The sequence below is a fragment of the Streptomyces sp. NPDC051133 genome, assembly GCF_040682635.1.
Classification (GTDB): Bacteria; Actinomycetota; Actinomycetes; order Streptomycetales; family Streptomycetaceae; genus Streptomyces.
Genome location: NZ_JBFBBK010000018.1, coordinates 82638 through 104230, shown reverse-complemented (window position 1 = coordinate 104230; position 21593 = coordinate 82638). Strand labels below are relative to the sequence as shown.

The 21593-nt window shown below is 70.5% G+C and carries 24 protein-coding genes; all 24 read left to right on the top strand.

Going from position 1 to position 21593, the window contains the following annotated elements:
- Positions 1 to 116: 116 nt before the first annotated feature.
- Positions 117 to 1100, top strand: a complete 984-nt coding sequence (locus AB0N17_RS20145; protein WP_366012729.1) for a DUF2637 domain-containing protein — start codon at positions 117 to 119, stop codon at positions 1098 to 1100.
- Positions 1097 to 3070 (top strand): FtsK/SpoIIIE domain-containing protein, encoded by a 1974-nt coding sequence (locus AB0N17_RS20140; protein ID WP_366012728.1) that lies wholly within the window; start codon positions 1097 to 1099, stop codon positions 3068 to 3070. The genes AB0N17_RS20145 and AB0N17_RS20140 overlap by 4 nt, the downstream gene beginning before the upstream one ends.
- On the top strand, positions 3067 to 3546 hold the full coding sequence (locus AB0N17_RS20135; RefSeq protein ID WP_366012727.1) for a hypothetical protein: 480 nt from the start codon (positions 3067 to 3069) through the stop codon (positions 3544 to 3546). The genes AB0N17_RS20140 and AB0N17_RS20135 overlap by 4 nt, the downstream gene beginning before the upstream one ends.
- Before the next feature lie 630 nt (positions 3547 to 4176).
- Entirely contained in the window at positions 4177 to 4548 is a 372-nt protein-coding gene (locus tag AB0N17_RS20130; RefSeq protein WP_366012726.1) for a hypothetical protein, read from the top strand.
- Positions 4549 to 4634: 86 nt separating this feature from the next.
- On the top strand, positions 4635 to 4892 hold the full coding sequence (locus AB0N17_RS20125) for a hypothetical protein (RefSeq protein WP_366012725.1): 258 nt from the start codon (positions 4635 to 4637) through the stop codon (positions 4890 to 4892).
- The gene (locus tag AB0N17_RS20120) at positions 4889 to 5191 is read left to right on the top strand and encodes an HNH endonuclease signature motif containing protein (RefSeq protein WP_366012724.1); all 303 of its coding nucleotides are present in this window, start codon (positions 4889 to 4891) and stop codon (positions 5189 to 5191) included. Before AB0N17_RS20125 ends, AB0N17_RS20120 begins: the two co-directional genes overlap by 4 nt.
- A gap of 295 nt (positions 5192 to 5486) precedes the next feature.
- Positions 5487 to 6065 carry a bifunctional DNA primase/polymerase gene (locus AB0N17_RS20115; RefSeq protein ID WP_366012723.1) on the top strand — a complete coding sequence of 193 codons (579 nt, stop codon included), beginning with the start codon at positions 5487 to 5489 and terminating at the stop codon, positions 6063 to 6065.
- A gap of 52 nt (positions 6066 to 6117) precedes the next feature.
- On the top strand, positions 6118 to 6591 hold the full coding sequence (locus AB0N17_RS20110; RefSeq protein ID WP_366012722.1) for a hypothetical protein: 474 nt from the start codon (positions 6118 to 6120) through the stop codon (positions 6589 to 6591).
- A 12-nt stretch (positions 6592 to 6603) separates the two neighbouring features.
- On the top strand, positions 6604 to 8280 hold the full coding sequence (locus tag AB0N17_RS20105) for a terminase (protein WP_366012721.1): 1677 nt from the start codon (positions 6604 to 6606) through the stop codon (positions 8278 to 8280).
- A gap of 12 nt (positions 8281 to 8292) precedes the next feature.
- Complete coding sequence (locus AB0N17_RS20100; RefSeq protein WP_366012720.1) at positions 8293 to 9726, top strand: phage portal protein; 1434 nt, start codon at positions 8293 to 8295, stop codon at positions 9724 to 9726.
- Complete coding sequence (locus tag AB0N17_RS20095) at positions 9719 to 10522, top strand: hypothetical protein (RefSeq protein WP_366012719.1); 804 nt, start codon at positions 9719 to 9721, stop codon at positions 10520 to 10522. Before AB0N17_RS20100 ends, AB0N17_RS20095 begins: the two co-directional genes overlap by 8 nt.
- Positions 10523 to 10582: 60 nt before the next feature.
- Positions 10583 to 11350, top strand: a complete 768-nt coding sequence (locus AB0N17_RS20090) for a hypothetical protein (protein ID WP_366012718.1) — start codon at positions 10583 to 10585, stop codon at positions 11348 to 11350.
- Between the two features lie 19 nt (positions 11351 to 11369).
- On the top strand, positions 11370 to 11762 hold the full coding sequence (locus tag AB0N17_RS20085; RefSeq protein WP_366012717.1) for a head decoration protein: 393 nt from the start codon (positions 11370 to 11372) through the stop codon (positions 11760 to 11762).
- A 16-nt stretch (positions 11763 to 11778) separates the two neighbouring features.
- Positions 11779 to 12828 carry a major capsid protein gene (locus AB0N17_RS20080; RefSeq protein ID WP_366012716.1) on the top strand — a complete coding sequence of 350 codons (1050 nt, stop codon included), beginning with the start codon at positions 11779 to 11781 and terminating at the stop codon, positions 12826 to 12828.
- Positions 12828 to 13145, top strand: a complete 318-nt coding sequence (locus AB0N17_RS20075) for a hypothetical protein (protein ID WP_366012715.1) — start codon at positions 12828 to 12830, stop codon at positions 13143 to 13145. Before AB0N17_RS20080 ends, AB0N17_RS20075 begins: the two co-directional genes overlap by 1 nt.
- A gap of 4 nt (positions 13146 to 13149) precedes the next feature.
- Positions 13150 to 13596: a hypothetical protein gene (locus AB0N17_RS20070; RefSeq protein WP_366012714.1), complete on the top strand. Its 447-nt coding sequence runs from the start codon at positions 13150 to 13152 to the stop codon at positions 13594 to 13596.
- Positions 13590 to 13946 (top strand): hypothetical protein, encoded by a 357-nt coding sequence (locus AB0N17_RS20065; RefSeq protein ID WP_366012713.1) that lies wholly within the window; start codon positions 13590 to 13592, stop codon positions 13944 to 13946. The genes AB0N17_RS20070 and AB0N17_RS20065 overlap by 7 nt, the downstream gene beginning before the upstream one ends.
- Before the next feature lie 4 nt (positions 13947 to 13950).
- Positions 13951 to 14229 carry a hypothetical protein gene (locus AB0N17_RS20060; protein WP_366012712.1) on the top strand — a complete coding sequence of 93 codons (279 nt, stop codon included), beginning with the start codon at positions 13951 to 13953 and terminating at the stop codon, positions 14227 to 14229.
- Positions 14229 to 14633, top strand: a complete 405-nt coding sequence (locus AB0N17_RS20055; RefSeq protein ID WP_366012711.1) for a hypothetical protein — start codon at positions 14229 to 14231, stop codon at positions 14631 to 14633. Before AB0N17_RS20060 ends, AB0N17_RS20055 begins: the two co-directional genes overlap by 1 nt.
- 79 nt (positions 14634 to 14712) lie before the next feature.
- Entirely contained in the window at positions 14713 to 15360 is a 648-nt protein-coding gene (locus tag AB0N17_RS20050) for a phage tail protein (protein ID WP_366012710.1), read from the top strand.
- 100 nt (positions 15361 to 15460) lie between these two features.
- On the top strand, positions 15461 to 15793 hold the full coding sequence (locus tag AB0N17_RS20045) for a hypothetical protein (RefSeq protein WP_366012709.1): 333 nt from the start codon (positions 15461 to 15463) through the stop codon (positions 15791 to 15793).
- Positions 15794 to 15831: 38 nt separating this feature from the next.
- Entirely contained in the window at positions 15832 to 16254 is a 423-nt protein-coding gene (locus tag AB0N17_RS20040; RefSeq protein ID WP_366012708.1) for a hypothetical protein, read from the top strand.
- Between the two features lie 3 nt (positions 16255 to 16257).
- Positions 16258 to 20622 (top strand): phage tail tape measure protein, encoded by a 4365-nt coding sequence (locus AB0N17_RS20035; RefSeq protein WP_366012707.1) that lies wholly within the window; start codon positions 16258 to 16260, stop codon positions 20620 to 20622.
- A 4-nt stretch (positions 20623 to 20626) separates the two neighbouring features.
- Positions 20627 to 21514: a hypothetical protein gene (locus AB0N17_RS20030; protein WP_366012706.1), complete on the top strand. Its 888-nt coding sequence runs from the start codon at positions 20627 to 20629 to the stop codon at positions 21512 to 21514.
- The last annotated feature ends 79 nt before the right edge of the window (positions 21515 to 21593 follow it).

Below are 21593 nucleotides of genomic sequence, written 5' to 3'. Positions count from 1 at the left end.
GATTCACCTCGCAGGAAGAGCCCGCCATGACTGCCCCCGGATCCCGTCGCCTGTGGCCTACCCGCGCCGCACTGTTCCTCGTCATGGGTGCCGCCCTCGCCGTCGGCACGTGGTCGGTGTACACGCTGCTGCACGGCCGGTTCGAGGCACCGAAGACCGTCGCACTGTTCGGCTGCCTCATGTTCGACGCCGCCGCCCTGTTCTTCGCCCGGCTCGCGCAGCAGTACGCGACGTCGGAAGACTCCGGCCTCGCGCCGCGCGTCGCGATGCTCTGCATGATCGGCACCTCGTCGTGGGTGAACTGGCAGCACGCGCAGCTCGAAGGGTGGGGGAACGTCGGCTCGGTCGTCATGGCCGCCGCGCCGGTCATCGCCGAGTTGGCGTTCGAGATGTGGCACCGGTTCGAGCACCGCGAGGAACTGCGCCGCCTCGGCCGCGTACCCGAGTCGGCGCCGGCGATCGGATTCCTCGCGTGGGTGCTGCACCCGCAGGAGTCGTTCAAGGTGTTCGACAAGCACGTCGCGGCACGGCTCGTCGAGGTCGCCGCCGCAGCCGACCGGCGCGTCGAAGCGGCGCGCGGCGCCGAGCACGACGCGGAGCGCGTCACCGTGATGCGCGAGGACGATGCGCCGCATCAGCCTGCGCCGCATCACCTCGTCATCGAGGTGCGACAGCCCGCCGCGATCGCCGCCGCACCCGCTGCCGCGCCCGCACCTGCAGCGCCGCTGTACCCCGGCGAGGCGCCGCAGGCTGTACCCGCGATGCGCGCAGCTCAGCAGGCATCCGCGCCGCAGCCGCAGCAGTCCGCCGACCCGGCCGCCGTGCTGCGCCGCATCGACGAGGCGCTGCACGGCCGCACCCTCAACAAGGCCGACGCGGTGCGCGCCGTGATGCGCATCGCCCCTGATGCGGCGCCGAAGGAGATCGCGCATCACCTGATGCGGCACGGCTACGGCGAGACCGACGCCAAGTACGTCCGCACCGTGCAGTCACGCGACCGCAAGAGCGCCGTGCGCGACCAGGCGCAGCGCGCGTCCACGCCCACGGGCGCGGGCGAAACGACCGGCCACGAGAACGACGGAACGGGGCAGTACCTGTGAGCACCGCCGAGCACCTCGACCCGTACGGCGACACCGACGTGCCGCACCTGCAGCTCGTGACGACGATCCCTGACACGTCGGCAGAGATCGAAAAGCGCAGGCCACACCCCGTCGTCGTCACGTCGTCGTCGTCATCGTCGGCGCGAGCGTGGCGGCTGTGCGTCCGCACCCTCACCCGCGTCGGCGCGTGGATATCGCGCCGCCGGTGGGAACTGCTGCCCGCGGGCGGCACGGCCGCCGTGACCGGGCTCGGGCTCGCGCAGCCTGGCGGGGGACCGGCGTTCGGGTACGGCGTGCTCGCAGCCGGCTCGGCGGTCGCCGGCTGGTTCGCCCTCGAGCATAAGAACGAGCCGATCGCCCGCATCGCGGCCGGCGGCACGCTCGCACTGGCCGACGTCGCGACCGCCGCCGCGTGCGGGCTCGACTGGCCGACGCTCACCGCGTACGGGCTCACGACCGGCGCCGCGTACGGCGTGTACGGGCCATGGCTCGCGACGCAGCGCAACGCCCGCATGAAACTGCAGCTCGACACCGTCAAGGCGAAGGGCGCCATGCCTGCAGCGATGGGGCTCGACGCGGCCGACCCCGGCCTGATCGGCGGCACGCCTGAAGAAACGGCACTGCGCCGCGCGATCCACGCGCTCACCGGCTCGGCACCGGCCGACGTCCTCGCGTTCGCCCGCACCGAGCACGGGTGGCAGGCGCTCGTCGTGCTGCCCATGGGCCGCAACACCTCAGCCGACTCGATCATCAAGCGGCAGGCGCAGTTCGCTGCGAACCTCGGGCTGCCTGGTCGGCTGCTGCTGCGCAAGGGCGACGCCGAGAACCTGCTCGTCGTCCGGCTGTCGACTCTCGACCCGCTCGCAGGAACGATCCCGTTCGTCGACAACGGCGTGCGCACCTGCACGGCGCCGGTGCTGCTCGGCGCCGACGACGAGGGCAACGCGATGACCCTCGACCTGATGTACCGGCACACGCTGATCGCGGGTGCCTCCGACTGGGGTAAGTCGGGCATCCTGAACCTGATCATCGTGCGTCTCGCGAAGTGCCTCGACGCCGATCTGTACGGCATCGACATGAAGCCGGGCGCACCCGAACTCGGCCCCTGGTCGCCGGTCATGAAGGTCGCCCGCAATCCGCACGAGGCGCGGGTGCTGCTGGAGTGGATCCGCGACGAGGCGCACCGCCGCGGCGAGATCCTCAAGGCACTGACGCAGCAGGCCCTCGCCGAGGGCAAGGGGCCGGTGCGCAAGTGGGTGCCCGGCAAGCACGGGAACGCGATCTTCGTGTTCACCGACGAACTCGGCGAACTCGTGCGGCAGGATCCGACCCTTGCCGAGCTGTACGAGTCGCTGCTCGCGATCGTGCGGTTCCTCGGGATCATGTTCGTAAGCGCGACGCAGCAGCCGTCCCGCAGAGTGTTCGGCGGCTCGACGGACGCCCGCGGCAACTACGCGAACCGGCTGTCGACCAGGCAGGGCGAGTCCGGGCACGCGCCGTTCATCTTCGGCGCCGGCTGCCAGTCCAAGGGATGGCGCCCCGAAGAACTCGACCTGCCCGGCAAGTACCTCGCGCAGACACCCGAGCACGACCAGCCGCGCCGCGTGTACCGCGCGCAGTGGGTGTCCGACGAGGTGCTCGCCGACGCGGTCGGGTTCTACTACACCGACAAGCGCGACACCGAGCCGCAGCCCGCGATCACCGACGAGCCGTGGGTCGAGCAGTTCGCGCCGCTGCGCTACCCGGACGGCGAGCCGGTCGGCCGCGACGAGTGGCCCGATCTGTACCGCGTGTTCGCCGGTCTCGGCTCGGCCACGAAAGACGAGCTGCGCGCGGCCGGTAACTACAGCTCGCGCGACACCGTGCGCCGCGCCCTCGAGGTGTGGGAGGGGCACGGCGTGCGCTCGCGCCGCGACGGCCGCTCAACCCGGTTCTATCTGCCCGACGCGAAGGAGACGACGACCGCATGACCGGCGACCGGCTGCCCGAGCGGCAGCACACCATCACGACGCCCGTACTCGGGCAGCCGCTCGTCGGGAACGTCGTACCCGCCGCCGAGCAGCAGCTCGCGCCCGCACCTCCGCCCGGCATGCGGGTGATCGGGTACGTGCGGATCGATGACGTGCTGTACCCGCAGTACGGGCCGCTGTACGAGCCGGCCGTGCCCGCGCCGCAGCCGGCTGCGCCCGTGCTCGACCCGCAGGCGCAGCGCACGGCCGCGCGCGGTGTGTTCGCCGCCGGTACCGGCGTCGGCGCCTACTTCGCGCTCAAGGCGTTCGCGCTCGTCGCCGAGTCGCTCGTGCAGCTCGTGATCGCCGCAGCGGTGTGCGGCCTCGTGTGGGTGCTGCCGACCGGCCGCCGCGCCGTGCGCGAGGGACCGACGTACATCACGAACAACCGCGGGCCGTTCGCAGGCTGGTGGTCGAGGACCGGCCCGCGCAGGTAGCCCGACAGCCCGCACAGCACGCCCCGTTCGGCACCTCGCCGTGCGGGGCGTTTTGCTGTCCACGGACGTTTTCGCGAGCGATTCGTCGACGATTCGCGCGCGATTCCTCAACGATTGTGCGGTACATCATTCGCAGGAAAAATCACGTCCTCGCAGGTCAACGCGATCTGTCCCTAGGGGACTCCCGAGGGACTCGCGCGCGCGCGTTCCCCTCCCCTCCCATATATGGGGGGGTGGCCGTAGAGAGAGCACCTACAGGTAGTAGGCGGCGCGCGCACGAGCGACGATCTCTCTCTCAGCACCCCCACGAAACTTGACTCTCGCGATCACGTGTCGCACTCTGGTCGGCAAGTCCGCCCTGCCCGGACACAGAAGACGCACCGAACGCCCCGCCCACCGCGGGGCGTTCGTCATTCCCCCCCCCATCGCCGGTCGCACCCCCGTCGACCGGTACCGGCGCCGCCTCACCGGCCCGAGGCGGCGCCGCCCCCACTCGCGCGGGGCGGAAGACAGATACGAACCATGGCGGGTTTGCTGCCCGCCCCGCGCGTGACACCGACACCTGTTCAACCATCAGGAACACGGGGCACCCTGGACGTTCACCCAGAACCGCACGAAGGGGAACGGCCCATGTTCGGCAGGAAGAAGACCGACGAGGAGAAAGCCGCAGCGAAGCGGCTCAGCCGCATACGAGCAGCCGCTGCAGCAGCCGGCGTGACCGTCATCGGCGAGAAGTTCCACCAGGCCGGGCAGGCGCCGATCCCCGTCGAGGGATCCCGCGTGACGATCGAACTCGGCGAGACAGCCCGTAAGCGGATCACAGCGACGCGGGTCGCGCTCACCGGCATCTTCGCTCTGTGGCTGAAGAAGGACGAGCAGAAGCTGTACATCACGATCGAGCACCCCGACGGCGTGATCCTGTACCCGGTGGCTGCCAAGAAGGAGCCGCAGGCGCGCGTGTTCGCGACCATGGTCAACGGCGAGGCGACCGGCGTCGAGTAGCAGCACGGGCACGCCGCACCCGACACAGCCACCCCCCACACGCGGCACCCCGGCCGCTCGACGCCCCCGGACGGGAGGACACCGCCATGCGCGTACGCCTCACCGACGGACAGCACGAGGTCGAGATCAAAGCCAAGGGCTCCAGTCGGCGCAGGCTCGACGACGTCGAGAACGCGGCGCTGCGGATCCTCGACGCGCTGCGCGCCGAGCAGCCGGTGCGGCCGGGCACGACGTTCGGGTTCACCGCCGACACCTCACTCGACGGGGTCAGTCTCGACAGCAGCACCGAGCGAGCCGAGCCGTACGACGACCAGGTCGACGGCGACGAGGACGACGAAGCATGAGCGGCGGATGGGCAGGCAGCAACCGGCGAGCCGAGCTGCCGCGCGACTGGTACACGCACATACGGCCGTTCGTCCTCGCACGAGACGAGCACCGATGCCGCAACCGGATCGACGGCCGCGTGTGCGGACGCCGGGCGAACCAGGTCGACCACATCGGCGACCGAGACAACCACCGGCCCGAGAACCTGCAGGCGCTGTGCGAGGACTGCCACGCGAAGAAGAGCAGCGCGCAGGGCAACGCCGCGCGCTGGGCGGTCCGCAGGCAGCGACCGAAGGAACGGCACCCCGGATTGCTGTAAGGCGCTGTACGGCGATTTGAGCGGCGATCTCGGGCCCTGGGGGGTGACTCCCCTCCCCGCCCCGTCTGGGGCTCGGGAGGTGCTGTGGGGCTCGTCCTGTACGGGTCTGGGGAAAACGGCCACGCTGCGGGGCGTGGGCGGCGCGCTGGGCGGCGCGCACGGGTGCGGCAGGCTGATTCGATGGCGGGCGGTAGGGGTGCCGCAGATCGCCTCTCAGCCTGCCGCCCCTCATACACGAACGGTAAACATGCAGGTCAGCGCGCTAAAAGTGTGACATCTGCTGTAGACTGGACTCATGACGAACAGGACGTGCGAGCAGTGCGGCGGCCCCATGCCGGTCATGGCGCGGGCTCACGCGATCACCTGCTCGCCCAACTGCCGCAAGGCGCGCTCGCGCAAGCGCCGGTCGATCCCGGCCGAGCTGACTGCCCGGCCGCGATGGGTCCGGCGCACCTCGCGAAAGGTTCCGCTCACGACCGGCGGCGACGCGGCGAGCAGCACGGACCCGTCGACCTGGTCGTCGTACCGCGAGGCTGCGGCGAGCGAGGTCGGTGCCGGTCTCGGGTTCGTCCTCGACGGCGACGGGATCGTCGTGCTCGACCTCGATCACTGCCTCGTCGACGGCGAGCTGCTGCCGTGGGCGCAGCGCGTGCTCGACGCGGCCGACCGCACGTGGGTTGAGGTGTCGGCGAGCGGCGACGGGCTGCACGTCTGGGGGCGCGGGCGGCTGGAGCACGGCAGGCGCATCACGGTCGGCGGCGGCTCGGTCGAGCTGTACGGCGACGGCAGGTACATCGCAGTCACGGGACGCACGTTCGGCGGCACGCCGCAGCGTCTCGGCGATCTGCAGCACGTCATCGACTCTCTGCTGTAGCGGCCCGACACGGGTGCACTGCAGCGCGCACCCGACACGGGAGGTACAGCCCATGGCAGGCAACGGCCCGCCCCCGAAGGCACGCAAGGTTCGGCGCAACGCTGACGCGATCGCGCAGACGGTACTCAGGTGGGAGCGCGCTGAGGCGCCCGAGCTGCCGACGTTCGAGATCGAGCAAGACGGCGAGCTGCGCGAGTTCGTGTGGCCGGGGCGCACGCGCGAGTGGTGGCAGATGTGGATCGACTCGCCGCAGTCTGAGCACTTCGGCGCGTCCGACTGGCAGTACCTGCTCGACACCGCGCTGATTCACGCCCGGCTGTGGCGGGGCGATCTGTCGGCGGCGGCCGAGCTGCGGCTGCGGGTCGCCGCGTTCGGGGCGACGCCCGCGGACCGGGCCCGGCTGCGCATGGTGTTCGCTGAGGCGGACGGCGCCGACGGCGGCAGCGGCCGGTCGGGCGGGCCGAGCGCGCGCGAGCGGTACGGGAACCTCCGGCCGTTGCCCGGCGGCAAGAGCAAGGGCGCGTAGCGGGGGGTCGTCATGCCGTGGCGAGGCCCCGAGTACGAGGGCGAGTTTCCGACGCTCGGGTACTACGTCCTCGACTGGATGATCGAGAACCTCGCGCAGCCCGGCCGCGACGACGGCGCCGAGTTCGTACCGACTGCCGAGCAGGCCGAGTTTCTGCTGCGGTACTACCAGGTGCACCCCGTCACCGGCCGACGGGTCATCCATCGCGCGCTGCTGTCACGGCCGCGCGGGTGGGGGAAGAGTCCATTCGTCGGTGCGATCGCGCTCGCCGAAGCGTGCGCCGACGTCGTCGCCGACGGGTTCGACGCCGACGGCGAGCCGGTCGGCCGGCCGTGGCATTCGCTGCGTACGCCGCTCGTGCGTATCGCCGCCGTGACCGAAGACCAGACGGATAACACCTGGTTGCCGTTGCTGGAGATGGCGCGCGGCCGGTCGCTGTCGACCGACTACGGGCTCGACGTCCTCGACACCGTGATCTACCTGCCGCGCGGCGAGATATCCCCGATCACGTCGTCGGCGACGAGCGCGAAGGGGGACCCCGCCTGTTTCGCCAGTCTCGACCAGACGGAGGAATGGAAGGCTTCGAACGGCGGCGTCAAGCTCGCGAAGGTCATGCGGTTCAACGCGGCGAAGCTGGGCGGCAGCCTGATCGAGACGCCGAACGCGTACACGCCCGGCGAGGGGTCCGTCGCCGAGCAGTCCGCGGCCGACTATCAGGCGATCATCGACGGCCGGTCGCGGGCGCGGGGCATCCTCGTCGACCACCGTGAGGCGCCGCCCGACACCGACATGACCGACGAGCGGTCGATCGTCGCCGGGCTGCGGTACGCGTACGGCGACAGCAGCGATCATCCCGACGGGTGCGTGCTGCACGACCCGCCGTGCGAGCCTGGTTGGTCGCCGATCGAGCGGCTCACGAGCGAGTTCTACGACACGTCGAACGAGCCGCAGGATCTGCGGGCAGACCTGTTGAACCAGATCACGCACGCGTCGGATGCGTGGCTGTCCGAGCCCGAGGTGCGCGCCTCGTCCGATCTCGGGAAGGTCGTTGTACCAGGCGACCGCATCGTGCTCGGGTTCGACGGATCGCGGAAACGCTCGCGTGGTGTGACCGACGCGACCGCGCTGATCGGCTGTCGGCTGTCCGATGGGCACCTGTTCACGATCGGCGTGTGGGAGCAGCCGGAACGGCCGCAGCTCGGCCAGGACGGCAAGCCGGTCGAGTGGCAGGTGCCGGTCGTCGAGGTGCTCGCCACGATTGCCGAGACGTTCGAGCAGTACGACGTCGTCGGGTTCTACGCCGACCCGGCCAAGTGGGAATCGCACGTCGCGGATTGGGAGGCGGCATACGGTCCGCGGCTGCAGGTGCAGGCGACCCGGAACCATCCGGTCGAGTGGTGGATGACCGGCGGCCGGTCGGTGCTGATCGTCCGTGCACTGGAGAAGTTCCACACCGCGCTCACTGAGGGCGAGCTGTCGCACGACGGCTCGTCGGCGCTCGTGCGGCACCTGGTCAACGCGCGGCGGCGGCCGAGCCGTTCGGGGCTGCAGATCGGCAAGGCGCATCCCGACAGCCCGAAGAAGATCGACGCCGCAGTCGCGGCCGTGCTCGCGTGGCAGTGCCGCCTCGACGCGATCGCGAAGGGCGTCGCAAGCGAAGAAGAAGAGATGTTCGGCGGCACATTCTGAGAGGGGGCGACCGTGCTCGACGAGACTCCTGATCTCGACAATCCCGATTTCATGCTGCTGCGCCTCGGGCGCCGGCTGCGCAAGCGCACGGGCGTGCTCGAGGGATGGTGGCAGTACTACCGGGGACGGCCGCCGCTGCCGCAGTTGCCGCGGAATGCCGAGCAGGCGTTCATCGACTTTCAGCGCAAGAGCCGCACGAACTTTTGCGGCCTGGTCGCGAATGCCACGGTGCACCGGCTGCTCGCGCTCGGCGTGACCGGCTCGGACGGCAATCCGGACAACAACGCGTCGCGATGGTGGCAGGCGAACCGGCTCGACTCGCGGCAGAAACTCGTATGGCGGGTCGCGATGGCGCAGTCGGTCGGGTACATGCTCGTCGGTCCGCACCCGACGCTCGTCGAGGACAACGGGCGTCCGAGCCCGCTGATCACTCCGGAGCACCCGAGCGAGTGCATCGTCGAGTACGACCCGGAGACCGGCGAGCCGCTCGTCGGGCTCAAGGCGTGGCACAACGACGTCGACGGCTACGGGTACGCGCGGGTCTACTACGACGACCGCAGCTTTCCGTACCGGACGACCGAGCCGTTCGGGAGTCACCGGCTGCCGTGGGGGCCGGACTCGTGGCAGTACGCCGGCGAGGCCGACGACGGCGAGCCGCACGATCTCGGCCGCATGCCCCTGGTCGAGTTCGCTCGCATGCCCGATCTCGGCGAGGATCCCGAGCCCGAGTTCGCGTGCGTCATGGATACGCAGGACCGGGTCAACATGGGCGTGCTTAACCGGATGGCGGCGAGCCGGTACTCGGGCTTCCGGCAGAAGTGGGTCAAGGGCCACCGGTTCCCGAAGCGCCGGGATCCCGACACGGGGCTCACGGTCGTCGAGCAGCCGTTCGTGCCCGGCCCCAACACGGTGTGGGTGTCCGAGGGCGAGAACGCGCAGTTCGGGCAGCTCGACGCGACCGACCTGAGCGGGTTCCTGAAGGAACACGAGTCGGACGTGCGCGACATGCTGATCGTGTCGCAGACACCCGCGTACTACTACGCGAGCGACCTGATCAACATCAGCGCCGACACTGTCGCCGCGCTCGACCTCATGCACGTCGCGAAGTGCCGCGAGCACATCGCCGCGTTCGGCGAGGGGCTCGAGGACGTGTTCAGCCTCGCCGCAGCGCAGGCCGGTGTGCCCGACGACTACACCGAGGCAACGGTGCGTTGGGCCGACCCGCAGTACCTGTCCCCGGCCGTACAGGCGGACGCAGCGACGAAGCTGAAGGCGGTCGGGTATCCGCTCGACGTGATCGCCGAGCGGCTCGGAGAGACACCGCAGCAGGTACGGCGGATCACGGCGGGCGCCGCCTCGCAGGCGCTGCTCGCCGCGTCGCTGCTGCCAGCGACCCCGGCGCCGACCGCGGGCAACCTCCCCGACGAGGGGGCAACCGGTGGGTGAGGCGCTGCAGACGGCGCTCACCGACCGGTACGACGCCCTGTCGACCAGCCTGCGCGACCGCGTCGTGCAGTTCGTGCTCGGCGCGTTCGACAGTCTCGGCAACTACCGCGACAGCGACGCCGCCGCGTTCCTCGAGCGGGTGCTGCCGACCGTGCTCGCCGCGCAGCAGCAGATGGGCCAGATCACCGACGCGTACCTGTCCGCGATGATCGCCGACATGATGGGCGCCGCAGCGGCGCCGGTCGGCGTGCAACTCCCGGAGGCACTGCGCGGCGTGCCGCCCGACGAGGTGTACCGCCGTCCGTTCGTCACCGCGTACACCGCGCTCAGCCAAGGCAAGCCGTACGCGCAGGCGCTCGGCGAGGCGCGTACGCGGCTGCTGTCCATCACCGAGACCGACATGCAGCTCGCCCGCACGCACGCCGCGCAGCAGTCCATGCGGCGAGGCGGAGTGCGGTACTTCCGGCGCGCGCTGCGCGGCCCGAAGAACTGCGCGCTGTGCACGATCGCCAGTACGCAGCGGTACAAGGTCGAGAAACTCATGCCGATCCATCCGGGCTGCAATTGCAAGCCCGAGCCGCTGCCCGGCAACAAGGACCCGGGGCACATCATCGACGACAAGCTGCTGCGCGAGGCGCACGCCGCGATCGCGAAGGGCGTCGGCGCCTCGGACGCGGGCGGCCGTACCCCCGACTACCGGAAGATCATCGTTGTGCGCGAGCACGGCGAGTACGGGCCGCTGCTCGCGGTGGCCCGCCACGACTTCACGGGCCCGAAGGACATCCCCGGCTCGTGACCGGCGCCGACACGGCGCACCTCTGCAGGCTCACCTCACCCCGACACGGGAGACACCACCATGCACGAGCGCACTCTGCCTCGCCACGCCCGCACTGGGCAGCTCGCCATCGGATGGCGCAAGGCCCGTCCCCACCAGGGCGAGGCCCTCGGCGAGGTGTACCCGATCTGGCCCATCCTCGGCGGCGCCCCGGACGACGGCGACGACGACGGGGGCGACGGCGGCGACGACTCCGACACGGACGACGACACCGGCGACGACGACCAGGGCGACGGCGGCAGCGGCGACGACAAGGTCGACCACCAGGCCGAGGCGGACAAGTGGAAGGCGCTCGCGAAGAAACACGAGGGGCGCGCGAAGGCGAACGCCGACGCGGCGAAGGAACTTGCGCGGCTCAAGCGCGAGGGCATGAGCGAGGCCGACAAGCGGGTCGACGAGGCGGTCGCCGCCGCCGTGGCGCAGGAACGCGTCAAGGCCGGCGAGCGCGTCGCCCGCTCGGCGTTCCTCGCCGCAGCGAAGGGCCGCGTCGAGAACGCGAAGGACGTCGCCGACGACGTCAACCTGCGCCGCTACGTCAACGACGAGGGCGAGGTCGACGAGGACGGGATCGCCGAACTCGTCGACCGGCTCGCCCCGAAGAAGTCCGGCAAGGACGACAGCAACAACGAGGACGACGACCGCGAGGGCGGGCGCGACACGCGCCGGCGACGCCGCGGCGGCGGATTCGACCAGGGCGCACGCCGAGGCAAGAGCGGAAAGGGCGGCTCCGTGGCAGCGGGCCGCGACATGTACCGCGAGCTGCTCGGCGAGAGCGCCGGTAAGAACTGACCACACGGAGGAATCGACCATGATTCTCGCTCAGACGACTGAGCAGTTCGGGTCTGACGATCAGTCGTGGCTCGGGTCCGCGCACGGCACGGACGCGACCGAGACGATCTCACTCGACACAAGCACGTTCACCCCGGGCACCCACTACCCCGACGGGTATTTCAAGTCGGGCATTCCGCTCGGGCAGATCACGGCGACGAAGAAGTTCGGGCCGTACGACAACGCCGCGACCGACGGCAGGCAGACGCTCGTCGGGTTCCTGTTCGCCGCCGTCAAGGCACCGGCCGACAACACGCTCGACCCCAACGGGGCGATGCTCACGCACGGCAAGGTGCGCGAGTCGCGCCTGCCGCTGGGTGCTGTCGACGCCGCCGGGCACACCGACGTCGCCGGCTCGATCCGGTTCGTCTGAGAGGGGATGATCTGAGATGAGCTGGGTTCTCGACACAGAGTTCATCGAGCCGACCGAGCTGACTGGCATGATCCGGCAGGCGCTCGCCGATCTGCAGGTGAACCGCTTCACTCTGTCGCGGTGGCTGCCGAACGTCGAGGTCGACGACATCGCGTACGAGTTCACGAAGGGCGGCGGCGGGCTCGCCGAGACCGCCTCGTTCCGCTCGTGGGACGCCGAGTCGAAGGTCGGCCGGCGCGAGGGGATCGGAAAGGTCATGGGCGAGCTGCCCCCGATCTCCGAAGTCATCCCGCTGAACGAGTACGACCGGCTGCGGCTGCGGAAGCTGAACACCAACGACGACCAGGTGCTCAGGCTGATCGCCCGCGACGCGCAGCGCCTCGCCCGGAACATCGGGGCGCGGTTCGAGGTCGTGCGCGGGCAGGCGCTCGTCAACGCGCAGGCCCCGATCGACGAGCTGCAGCAGACGGTCGACTTCGGCCGCACGGCCGCGCACAACGTCGTCGCCGCGACGCTGTGGACGGATCACGCGAACGCGACACCGATCAGCGACCTCGAGTCGTGGGTGCAGCAGTACGTCGACACGAACGGCGTCGAGCCGGCCGTGATCCTCATGCCCAAGGGCGTGCTGCAGCACATGCGGATGTGTGACCAGGTGATCAGGCAGGTGTTCCCGCTCGCCCCGGCCGGTTCGGCTCCCATGGTGAGCGTCGAGCAGGTAAACGCCGTGCTGTCCTCGATGAGCCTGCCGCCGGTCGAGCTGTACGACGCGCAGGTCAAGGTCGACGGCGTCTCGACCCGGATCACTCCGGCGAACGCGATCGCGCTGCTGCCCGAGCCGGGCCCGACAACTGCGGCGCAGCCGACCGATCTCGGCGCGACGCTGCTCGGTACGACCGCTGAGGCGCTCGAAGCCGAGTACAGCCTCGTCGCGGCCGAGCAGCCCGGCATCGTCGCGGCGACGTACAAGACGAAGAACCCGATTCGGCTGTGGACGCACGCGGCGGCGGTCGGCCTGCCGATCCTGCGCGAGCCGAACCTGACTCTCAAGGCGCAGGTGATCTGATGGCTCGGCGGCTCAGGGCGTACGTACACGTCGACGGCGTGCCGTACGGACCGGACAGCGAGGTACCGGCCGACGTCGCGAAGCGGATCGGCGACCACGCATGGAGCGATGGCACCTCGTCGGCCGAAGCGTCCACGCCCACGGGCGCGGGCGACAGCACCGGCGGCGAGGCGCCGCCTCGCTCGGGCCGCGGCTCGGGCCGCGACGCGTGGGTCGCGTTCGCCGAGCAGCACGGCGTCGACGCCGGTGAGGACCGGACGCGCGAGCAGATCATCGCCGATCTCGAAGACCGCGGCGTGATCGAGCGGGAGGAGTAGGGGGATGGCGGCGTTCGCAACGGTCGCCGACTACGAGGCGCGCGCCGCCGTCACCCTCCCCGAGGGCAGCCCGCGGCGAGCGCAGGTCGAGGCGTACCTCGACGACGCGTCGGCGCTCATGGCCCGGCACATCCCGGCCGGCTACACGCCCGACGAGGGGACGCTGCGCGCGATCGCCGTTTCGGTCGTGCGCCGCGTCATGGCCAATCCCGGCGGCTACCGGCAGCGCACGATCGGCCAGTACTCCGAGTCGCTCGGAGAAGACGGCGGGCTGTACCTCACCGACGACGAGAAAGCACAACTCGCCCCGGAGGACGTCACCGACCCGGAGGCCGACGCCGCGTACTCGCTCGGCGTCGCCGACGCGGGGCTGCCGGGGTGGCGGCCGGACCCGTACCCGTACCACCAGTACGACCCGGCGCCCGGGTTCTGGGCGGGCGGTGCGTGGTGATCCCCGGCGACGTGCTGCCGCACCTCGTCGACGTCGAGCACCCCGGCAGCAAAACGGACCGGTACGGCAACCAGGTCGCCGACTGGTCGGCGTCGAAGCACGCCGCGGTCGACGCGTGGCTGCAGCAGAACACGAGCGCCGAGGACACCGACCAGCGGTCGGCACAGATCGGCGAATGGCTCATGCTCTGCAACCCGGTCGACACCGCCGGGCAGCCGCTCACGGTGTACGGCGCCGACCGCGTGCACTGGGGCGGGCTCGACTTCGAAGTGCTCGGCCCGCCCGGACCGGCGTACACGCCGGTCGAGCTGCACCACTACGAGATACGGCTCAAGGCAGTCGAGGGGTGATCGCGTGGCCCGATCGAGGTTCGTCCCCAACCGGCAGAACATCGCCTCGTTTCTGCGCACCCCGGAGACGCGGGCGCTGATCGAGCGCAAGGTGCGAGCGATCGAGTCGGCCGCGAGCGCGTCGGCGCGATCCGACGGCGCGGGCGGGCAGTTCCGGGTCGACGTCGACACGGGCGAGCACCGCGTGCGCGGCGCTGTGATCGGCGACTACTCGACCAACGACCCCGAGGTGTCGCGGCGAGCGCTGCTGCGCGCCCTCGACGCCGCTCGGGAGGTCGAGTGATGGGCATCCCCGTCGGGTTCCCCGACGGCGTCGCGGTCGTCCGGGCGTACTTGCGCGACACGCTCGTCGCCGGCGGCTACGACGTGCCGGTCGGCACGCGGGTGCCGAGTCCGCGACCGGCGCGGTTCGTCCGCCTCGAACGGATCGGCGGTACCCGGCTCGACCTCGTCACCGACCGGCCGCGGATCGATGTGCACTGCTGGGGCGACTCGGAAGAGGACGCGGCCGACCTCGCCGCACGCGTTCGTGCGCTGCTGTTCGCGATGCCGGGTTGGCGAGGCGCTGTCGCGTACGACGTCACGGAGGTCGGGGGACCGAACACGCTGCCCGATCCCGAGTCCGAGCAGCCGCGCGTCGTGTTCGCCGTCGAGGTGTCGCTGCGCGGCGCCCGCCTCGCTCCCTGATCGCTGGCTCACCCGCCACCCTGACCACTCACCCCCGGACCGCTCGTCGGCCGGGGGTTTCCCATGAAGGGGCATCAGCATGACCACACCGACCCCGGTGTCGCTCGAAACCGGGCTGCACACCGAGTACATCCGTAAGCAGCTCGTGCAGGCAGTGTTCGCCGCGGACATCAGCGCCGCAGCGATCACGAACCCGTTCGACACCGACGGCAACCTCGTCGCGATCCCGGCGGCGTACGTGCCGATCGGCTACACCACCGACGACGGCATCAGCTTCCCGAGTGACGTGTCGATGTCCGACGTCACCTCGTCGCAGTCGTCCGAGCCGACCCGCTCGGACGTCGAATCGGACGTGCTCACCGTGACGTTCTCGCCGCAGGAGACGAACGCGGCGACCGTCGCCCTGTACGAGGGGCTGCCGCTGTCCGGTACGGGCTCGCTGCCCGCGATCGGTACCGCGTGGACGTGGGACCGGGCGAAGACCCCCCGGAACCCGTTCCGCAGGCTGCTGTTCATCGGTCTCGACTACGCGGACGACGGAGGCGAAATCTTCGTCGTCAAGCACATGCCGCGGGCTCGCCTCACCGACAAGGACGACGAGACGTGGGCCCGTTCGGACCCGACGACCCGGCCGGTCACGCTCACCGCGTACCGCGACAGCACGGTCGGCACCTCGTGCCGCAACTGGATCGACGGGCCCGGCTGGCGGTCGCTCGCCACGCCCTGATCCCCCCTGATCGGGCGGGGGACGGCGGTTCTGGGTGAGCCCCTCCGTCCCCCGCCCTTCGCATGCTCACCCACTGCTCACCCGGAAGAGAGACACGATCATGAGCAAGCCGAACGGCAAGCGGTACCGGCTGGAGTCCGTGAAGCGGTCGTACGTCGACGCGGTCGGCGGCGAGCGCGTCGAGTTCGAGGTCGGACCCGACGAGGCGCCGCAGGTGTTCAGCTTCCCGCATCCGATCTTCACGCCCGACGAGCTGCAGGAGCAGCTCAACGACGCGAAGGGCGACCAGGCGGGCGCCCGCATCCTGCTCGGCGACCAGTACGACGAGTTCATCGCGGCAGGCGGCGACGTCAACTCGCTGATGCTGCTGTACGTCGGCATCCGGAACGAGGCGCAGGACAAGGTCAGCAAGGTGCGCCCTACGAAGGGGTAGGCGACGGCGACGACGTCGTCGAGGTCTACACGTACACCGTGCTCGACGTCCTCGGCGAGCAGCCTGAGGCCGTCGAGGCGGACTTGATCCGGTACTACGGCAGCAGCGTCGGCAAGGGCGGTCCGCTCGCCGCTTACTGGCGGGGCGAGATCACGCTGCGGCTGCTGCGCGTCCTGGTCGAGGGGCTGCCGCCGGACAGCGCGACCGCGCGCGCTCACAACGGGCACGCGTGGCAGGCACTCGACTACGCCGCCGCCGACACGCGCGATCTGCTCGCGCTGCTGTTCACGGCGTTCGTGAACGCCAACCGCGACCCGAAGAAACCGGCCATGTCCTACCCCGAGCCGGGGTGGCGGCCGGGCGATCCGACGCCCGAGGAGTCCGCGGCCACGACCGAGCGGGACAAGGCGAAGGCGCGGGCGGCGTACGAGCACATCCTCGCGCGCGCGAAGGGGGAATGAGTCATGCCGGTCGAGGTCGGCGTCGGGTACGTGTCCGTCGTGCCCGAGGCACGCGGGTTCGGCCGGCTGCTCAATCAGCAGATCAGCGGCGAGTCGGCGAGGGTCGGCACGTCCGCCGGTCAGGATGCAGGCGAGGGGTTCCTCGGCGGGCTCGGCGGCGTGCTCAAGGCAGGCGTGGCCGGCGTCGCCGCCGCGGGCGGCGCGCTGTTCGCTGCCGGGTTCGCCGAGGCGGTCGAGCAGGACAAGAGCAACGCGAAGTTGGGCGCCTCGCTCGGGCTCACCGAGAAAGAGTCGGCGCGCGCCGGGAAGGTGGCGGGGAAGGTCTACGCCGCCGGGTACGGCGAGTCGATCGACGACGTGAACGCCAGTCTCAAGAGCCTGCAGCAGAACGGCGTCGCCGCGATCAAGGCGCCGCAGCGGGAACTCGCCGGGCTGTCTAAGGCCGCGCTGAACCTCGCCGACGTGTTCGACGCCGACGTCGCCGACTCGACGAAGGCCGTCGGGCAGCTCATGCGCACGGGCCTGGTCAAGAACGGGAAGCAAGGGTTCGACCTGCTCACGGCCGGGTTCCAAAGCGGCGCCGACAAAGCGGGCGACCTGATCGACACCGTGAACGAGTACGCCGTGCAGTGGAAGAAAGCCGGGCTGTCGGGCGCGACCGCGATCGGCCTGATCAATCAGGGGCTGCAGGCGGGCGCCCGCGACGGCGACCTCGTCGCGGACTCGATCAAGGAATTCTCGATCCGGGCCGTCGACGGCAGCAAGACGACGGCGACCGGCTTCAAGATGCTGGGGCTCGACGCCGACGCCATGGCGAGCAAGTTCGCCAAGGGTGGCAAGTCTGCGAACGGCGTGCTGCAGCTCACCCTCGACCGGCTGCGCGGGATCAAGGATCCGGTGAAACAGTCGCAGGCTGCGGTCGCGCTGTTCGGTACCCAGGCAGAGGATTTGGGGGCGAGTCTTCTCGCCCTCGACCCGAGCAAGGCAGCCGACGGGCTCGGCAAGGTGGGCGGCGCCGCCGGCCGCATGGGCAAGCAGCTCAACAACACCGCGTCACACGACATCGAGGTGTTCAAGCGGCAGGCGCTGCAGGGGCTCGCCAACTTCGCGAGCAAGTACGCGCTGCCCGCGCTACGCGACTTCGGCTCGTTCCTCAACACGTACGTGCTGCCGCCCGCGAGGACGGTCGGCGGCACACTGGCGAGCTACCTCGTGCCCGCAGCGAACGCCGTCGGCACAGCGTTCTCGGCAACCGCGGGATGGCTCAAGGAATACGGCGCGTGGCTCATCCCGGTCGGGGTGGCGGCGCTCGGTCTGACGGCGGTTCTGTCGGCGCAGGCGATCACGACCGGCATCGTCGCCGGTGTGTTCGCGGTATACCGCGGGGCGATCCTGCTGTGGTCGAGCGTGACCCGGATCGCGACCGGCGTGCAGGCTGCGTTCAATGCCGTGATGTCCGCGAACCCGGTCGGGCTCGTCGTCGTCGGGCTGCTCGCGCTCGGCGCCGCCCTGGTCGTCGCGTACAACAAGAGCGCGACGTTCCGGGCGATCGTTCAAGGCGCCTGGCAGGGCATCCAGTCGGCCGCGATGACGGCGTGGCAGGGGTTCATCAAGCCCGCACTGTCCGGGATTTGGGCCGGGCTGCAGGCGGTCGGCACGGCCGCCTCGTGGCTGTGGTCGAGCGTGCTGTCGCCGACGTTCTCGGCGATCGCGACCGGCGCGAAGATCCTCGTTGCGGTCGTCGTCGTCGCTGTCGTGACTCCGATCGTGCTCGCGTTCAAGGTGCTCGGCGCGATCGGCTCGTGGCTGTGGACGAACGCGCTGCAGCCCGCGTTCGCCGGTATCGCCGCGGGCGCGATGTGGCTGTGGAACAGCGCGCTCGCCCCCGCGTTCCGAGGGATCGCCGCGCTCGGCGTGTGGCTGTACGGCTCGATCCTGAAGCCGGTGTTCGGCGCGGCGATGGCGCTGATACGTGACGTCGGCGCCGTCGGTATGTGGCTGTACCGCAACGCGCTGCAGCCCGCGTTCCACGGGATCGTCACGCTCGTCTCGTGGTGGTGGACCGGCGTTACCGTGATCTTCGGCTACTTCAAGGCTGGAGTGCACGCGCTCGGCTCGGCTGGCTCGTGGCTGTACCGCTCGGCGATCAAGCCCGCGTTCGATGGGATCGGCTCGGCCGCCTCGTGGCTGTGGTCGAAAGCCCTCAAGCCCGCGTTCGACTCGGCGAAGACCGGCGTACGCCTGGTCGGCGACGCGTTCGGCTCGGCGAAGGACGCGATCGGCAAGGCGTTCGGCAAGATCGAGGACATCACGAAACGGCCCGTCAACTTCGTGATCTCTGCTGTGTACTCGCATGGAATTAAGGCCGTTTGGGACAAGGTGGCCGGGTTTGTCGGACTCGGCAAGCTGCCCGCTGCGCCGAAGCTGCTCGCGCAGGGCGGCACGGTCGGGCCGTGGGGACCAGCCGCGCCGATGAAGGTGAACCGGCCGACGGCGATCGTCGGCGAGGGGCGGCGGCAATACCCCGAGTACGTGATCCCGACCGACCCGCGGTACCGGCAGCGGGCGCTCGCGCTGCACGCGCAGGCAGGTACTCAGCTACTGGCCGGCGGCGGCGTGCTCGGCGCGATCGGCGACGTCGGCGACTGGATCGGCGACAAGGCGAAGTCGGTCGGCTCGGCCGTAATGGACGGCGTCGACTTTCTCGCCCACCCCGGCAAGCTGTGGGACAAGGCGACCAAGTTCGTCCGCGACAAGATCGCGAAGATCGGGCAGAACAAGTTCGCGCAGATGATCGGGAAGGTTCCGATCAAGATGCTGTCGGGCCTGAAAGACAAGGTCGTGAACGCGGCGACGAGCGCGTTCGGCGGCGGCTCGTCGGGCGACGTCGGCGGCTCGGGCGTCAAGCGCTGGTCGTCGGTCGTGCTGCAGGCGCTCAAGATGGTCGGGCAGCCCGCATCGCTGCTGCCGACCGTGCTGCGCAGGATGAACCAGGAGAGCGGCGGCAACCCGCACGCGATCAACAATTGGGACATCAACGCCCGCAACGGTGACCCCTCGCGCGGGCTCATGCAGGTGATCGGGTCCACGTTCCGCGCGTACGCGGGCAAGCTGTTCGGACGCGGCATCTACGACCCGCTCGCCAACATTTACGCGAGCATGCGATACGCGATGTCGAGGTACGGCTCGCTCGCCGCGGCGTACAACCGGGCCGGCGGGTACGCATCGGGCGGCCGACCGAAAGCGGGCGAGGTCGCGTGGGTCGGCGAGCAGGGACCCGAACTGATCAGGTTCGGATCCGGCGGCGCCACGGTGTGGGACAACGCGACGTCAATGCGCATGGCGGCCGGGCTCGGCGCGCTCAGGGGGTTCGCGAAGGGCACGAGCGGCGCGACGTCCGCCCGTCGGCAAGTGCCCGGCGACCTCACCTCGTTCACGAAGTCGCTCACCGGCTCGGCGAGCACGATCGCGTCGGCATCAAAGGCACTCGCCGACGACCTGCGGAAGACCGGCAAGGCTGGCCGCGCGCTCGCCGACCAGGTCGGCAAGACGTCGAGCAAACTGCAGAGCCTCGCGAAGCAACGCGACGCGGTCGCCTCGAAACTCGCGACGGCGAAGCAAGCGGCGGCCGACCAGAAGAAGAACGCGGCCGACTACCTGTCGCTCACGAACGTCGGCGACGTGTCGTCGGTGGGCGACTTGATCTCGGGCATGCAGTCGCGGCAGTCGACGCTCACCGGCTTTCAGTCGCTGATCAAGACCGCACAGAAGAAGGGGGTTTCACAGTCCGTCATACAGCAGCTTGTCGCCGCCGGGCCCGACAGTAACCTCGCGCAGCTCGTCGCCGGGGCGTCCGCGGGCGACATCAAGAAGATCAACGCGCTCGCCAAGAGCGGCGCCAAGATCGGCACCTCGTACGGCAACACGCTCGCCGACGCGATGTACGACGCCGGCTCGCAGGCAGGGCGCGGGTTCTTGACCGGTCTGCAGGCTCAAGAGAAAGCCCTGCAGGCGCAGATGAAAAAGCTCGGCGACGTCCTCGTCGACTCGATCGAGCACCGGCTCGACATCCACTCGCCGAGCCGCGAGACCGAACGCGTCGGCGCCATGGTCGGCGCGGGCGTCGTCGTCGGCACCGACAAGGCGCTCGCCGCTGTCCGCGCGGGCGCCGAGCGGCTCGGCACTGCGGCGATCCCGCCGGTCGTACCGGCTGCTGCTGCGCACGCGCAGGCAGCCGGGCTGCAGCGGGGCGACACGCTCGTGCTGCGGGTCGGCGAGCACGAGTTCGAGGCGGTCGTCGACGAGCGGGTCGACGCCGGGCTCGCCGACGTCCGCAGGCGCTCGCGCGCCGGATCGAAGAAGGGATGACCGCATGCCGATGATCGTCGACCCGGCGGCGCCGCACGTGACGCCGCCGGAACGGATCACTTCGCCCGACGGCTGGTTCGCCGCGATCGTCGACGAGCTGTGGGCGGGCGCCGTGCTGTCGGTGGACTACACCGCCGGGACGGCGCTGCCCGCTGCGGCGACCGTGATGCAGGTGAGGATCACCCGCACCGATCCCGGCGCCGCGCCGGTGCCGGTGCGGTCGGCCGACCCGGCGTGGGCGATCGAGGGCGTCGGCACGGCGTACGACAGCGAGGCGCCGCTCGGCGTCGCCGTCGTGTACACCGCCGTACCGGTCTACGCCGACGGCACGACCGGCCCGTCGTCGAGTCTCGCCGTCACCGTGCCCGCCCCGGAGGCAGGCGACGACCGTGATCTGTGGATCAAGAGTGTCGACGAGCCGGGGCTGTCGCTGCGGGCGATGGTCGTCGACTGGTCGGGCGCCTCGTCGACCGCGAGGCAGGACACGGCCGACGTCGCCGGTTCGCCGTACGTCGCGGTCGCCTACGACACGGCGTCGGCCGAGGCAGTGCAGGTGACTGTCGACGTGCCGCCCGGGGACGTCGACCGCATGCGCGAGCTGCTGCGCTCGGGCGTGCTGCTCGCGCAGGCCCGGCCGGGCTACTACTTCCCCGACAGCTTCCACGTTCCGGGGGACGTCACCGGGCCGACGCCGACCGGCAAACTCGGCAGCAGCGAGGGCTACCGGTTCGGCTGGACGATTCAGCCGGTCGCCCGCCCCGACACCGCCGAGCAGCCGATGCGGCTGCCTGCCTGGTCGTGGGATGCGCTCGCCGAGCAGTTCGGCTCGTGGGATGCGGTCGCCGCGAGCTACAGCTCGTGGGCGTCGCTGTCGACGAACGGTGTCACCTGATGCTGCCCGTTCCCGACACGGTGCACCGCGCCGTACTCGGGCCGACGAGGCGACCTCGCCGAGCCGAATGGTCCAACGA

Coding starts and splice junctions, on each gene's coding strand:
- AB0N17_RS20045 (WP_366012709.1), top strand. CDS start 15,461: ATGAGCAAGCCGAACGGCAAGCGGTACCGGCTGGAGTCCGTGAAGCGG.
- AB0N17_RS20130 (WP_366012726.1), top strand. CDS start 4,177: ATGTTCGGCAGGAAGAAGACCGACGAGGAGAAAGCCGCAGCGAAGCGG.
- AB0N17_RS20030 (WP_366012706.1), top strand. CDS start 20,627: ATGCCGATGATCGTCGACCCGGCGGCGCCGCACGTGACGCCGCCGGAA.
- AB0N17_RS20085 (WP_366012717.1), top strand. CDS start 11,370: ATGATTCTCGCTCAGACGACTGAGCAGTTCGGGTCTGACGATCAGTCG.
- AB0N17_RS20090 (WP_366012718.1), top strand. CDS start 10,583: ATGCACGAGCGCACTCTGCCTCGCCACGCCCGCACTGGGCAGCTCGCC.
- AB0N17_RS20075 (WP_366012715.1), top strand. CDS start 12,828: ATGGCTCGGCGGCTCAGGGCGTACGTACACGTCGACGGCGTGCCGTAC.
- AB0N17_RS20120 (WP_366012724.1), top strand. CDS start 4,889: ATGAGCGGCGGATGGGCAGGCAGCAACCGGCGAGCCGAGCTGCCGCGC.
- AB0N17_RS20035 (WP_366012707.1), top strand. CDS start 16,258: ATGCCGGTCGAGGTCGGCGTCGGGTACGTGTCCGTCGTGCCCGAGGCA.
- AB0N17_RS20105 (WP_366012721.1), top strand. CDS start 6,604: ATGCCGTGGCGAGGCCCCGAGTACGAGGGCGAGTTTCCGACGCTCGGG.
- AB0N17_RS20135 (WP_366012727.1), top strand. CDS start 3,067: ATGACCGGCGACCGGCTGCCCGAGCGGCAGCACACCATCACGACGCCC.
- AB0N17_RS20080 (WP_366012716.1), top strand. CDS start 11,779: ATGAGCTGGGTTCTCGACACAGAGTTCATCGAGCCGACCGAGCTGACT.
- AB0N17_RS20115 (WP_366012723.1), top strand. CDS start 5,487: ATGACGAACAGGACGTGCGAGCAGTGCGGCGGCCCCATGCCGGTCATG.
- AB0N17_RS20070 (WP_366012714.1), top strand. CDS start 13,150: ATGGCGGCGTTCGCAACGGTCGCCGACTACGAGGCGCGCGCCGCCGTC.
- AB0N17_RS20125 (WP_366012725.1), top strand. CDS start 4,635: ATGCGCGTACGCCTCACCGACGGACAGCACGAGGTCGAGATCAAAGCC.
- AB0N17_RS20110 (WP_366012722.1), top strand. CDS start 6,118: ATGGCAGGCAACGGCCCGCCCCCGAAGGCACGCAAGGTTCGGCGCAAC.
- AB0N17_RS20055 (WP_366012711.1), top strand. CDS start 14,229: ATGGGCATCCCCGTCGGGTTCCCCGACGGCGTCGCGGTCGTCCGGGCG.
- AB0N17_RS20050 (WP_366012710.1), top strand. CDS start 14,713: ATGACCACACCGACCCCGGTGTCGCTCGAAACCGGGCTGCACACCGAG.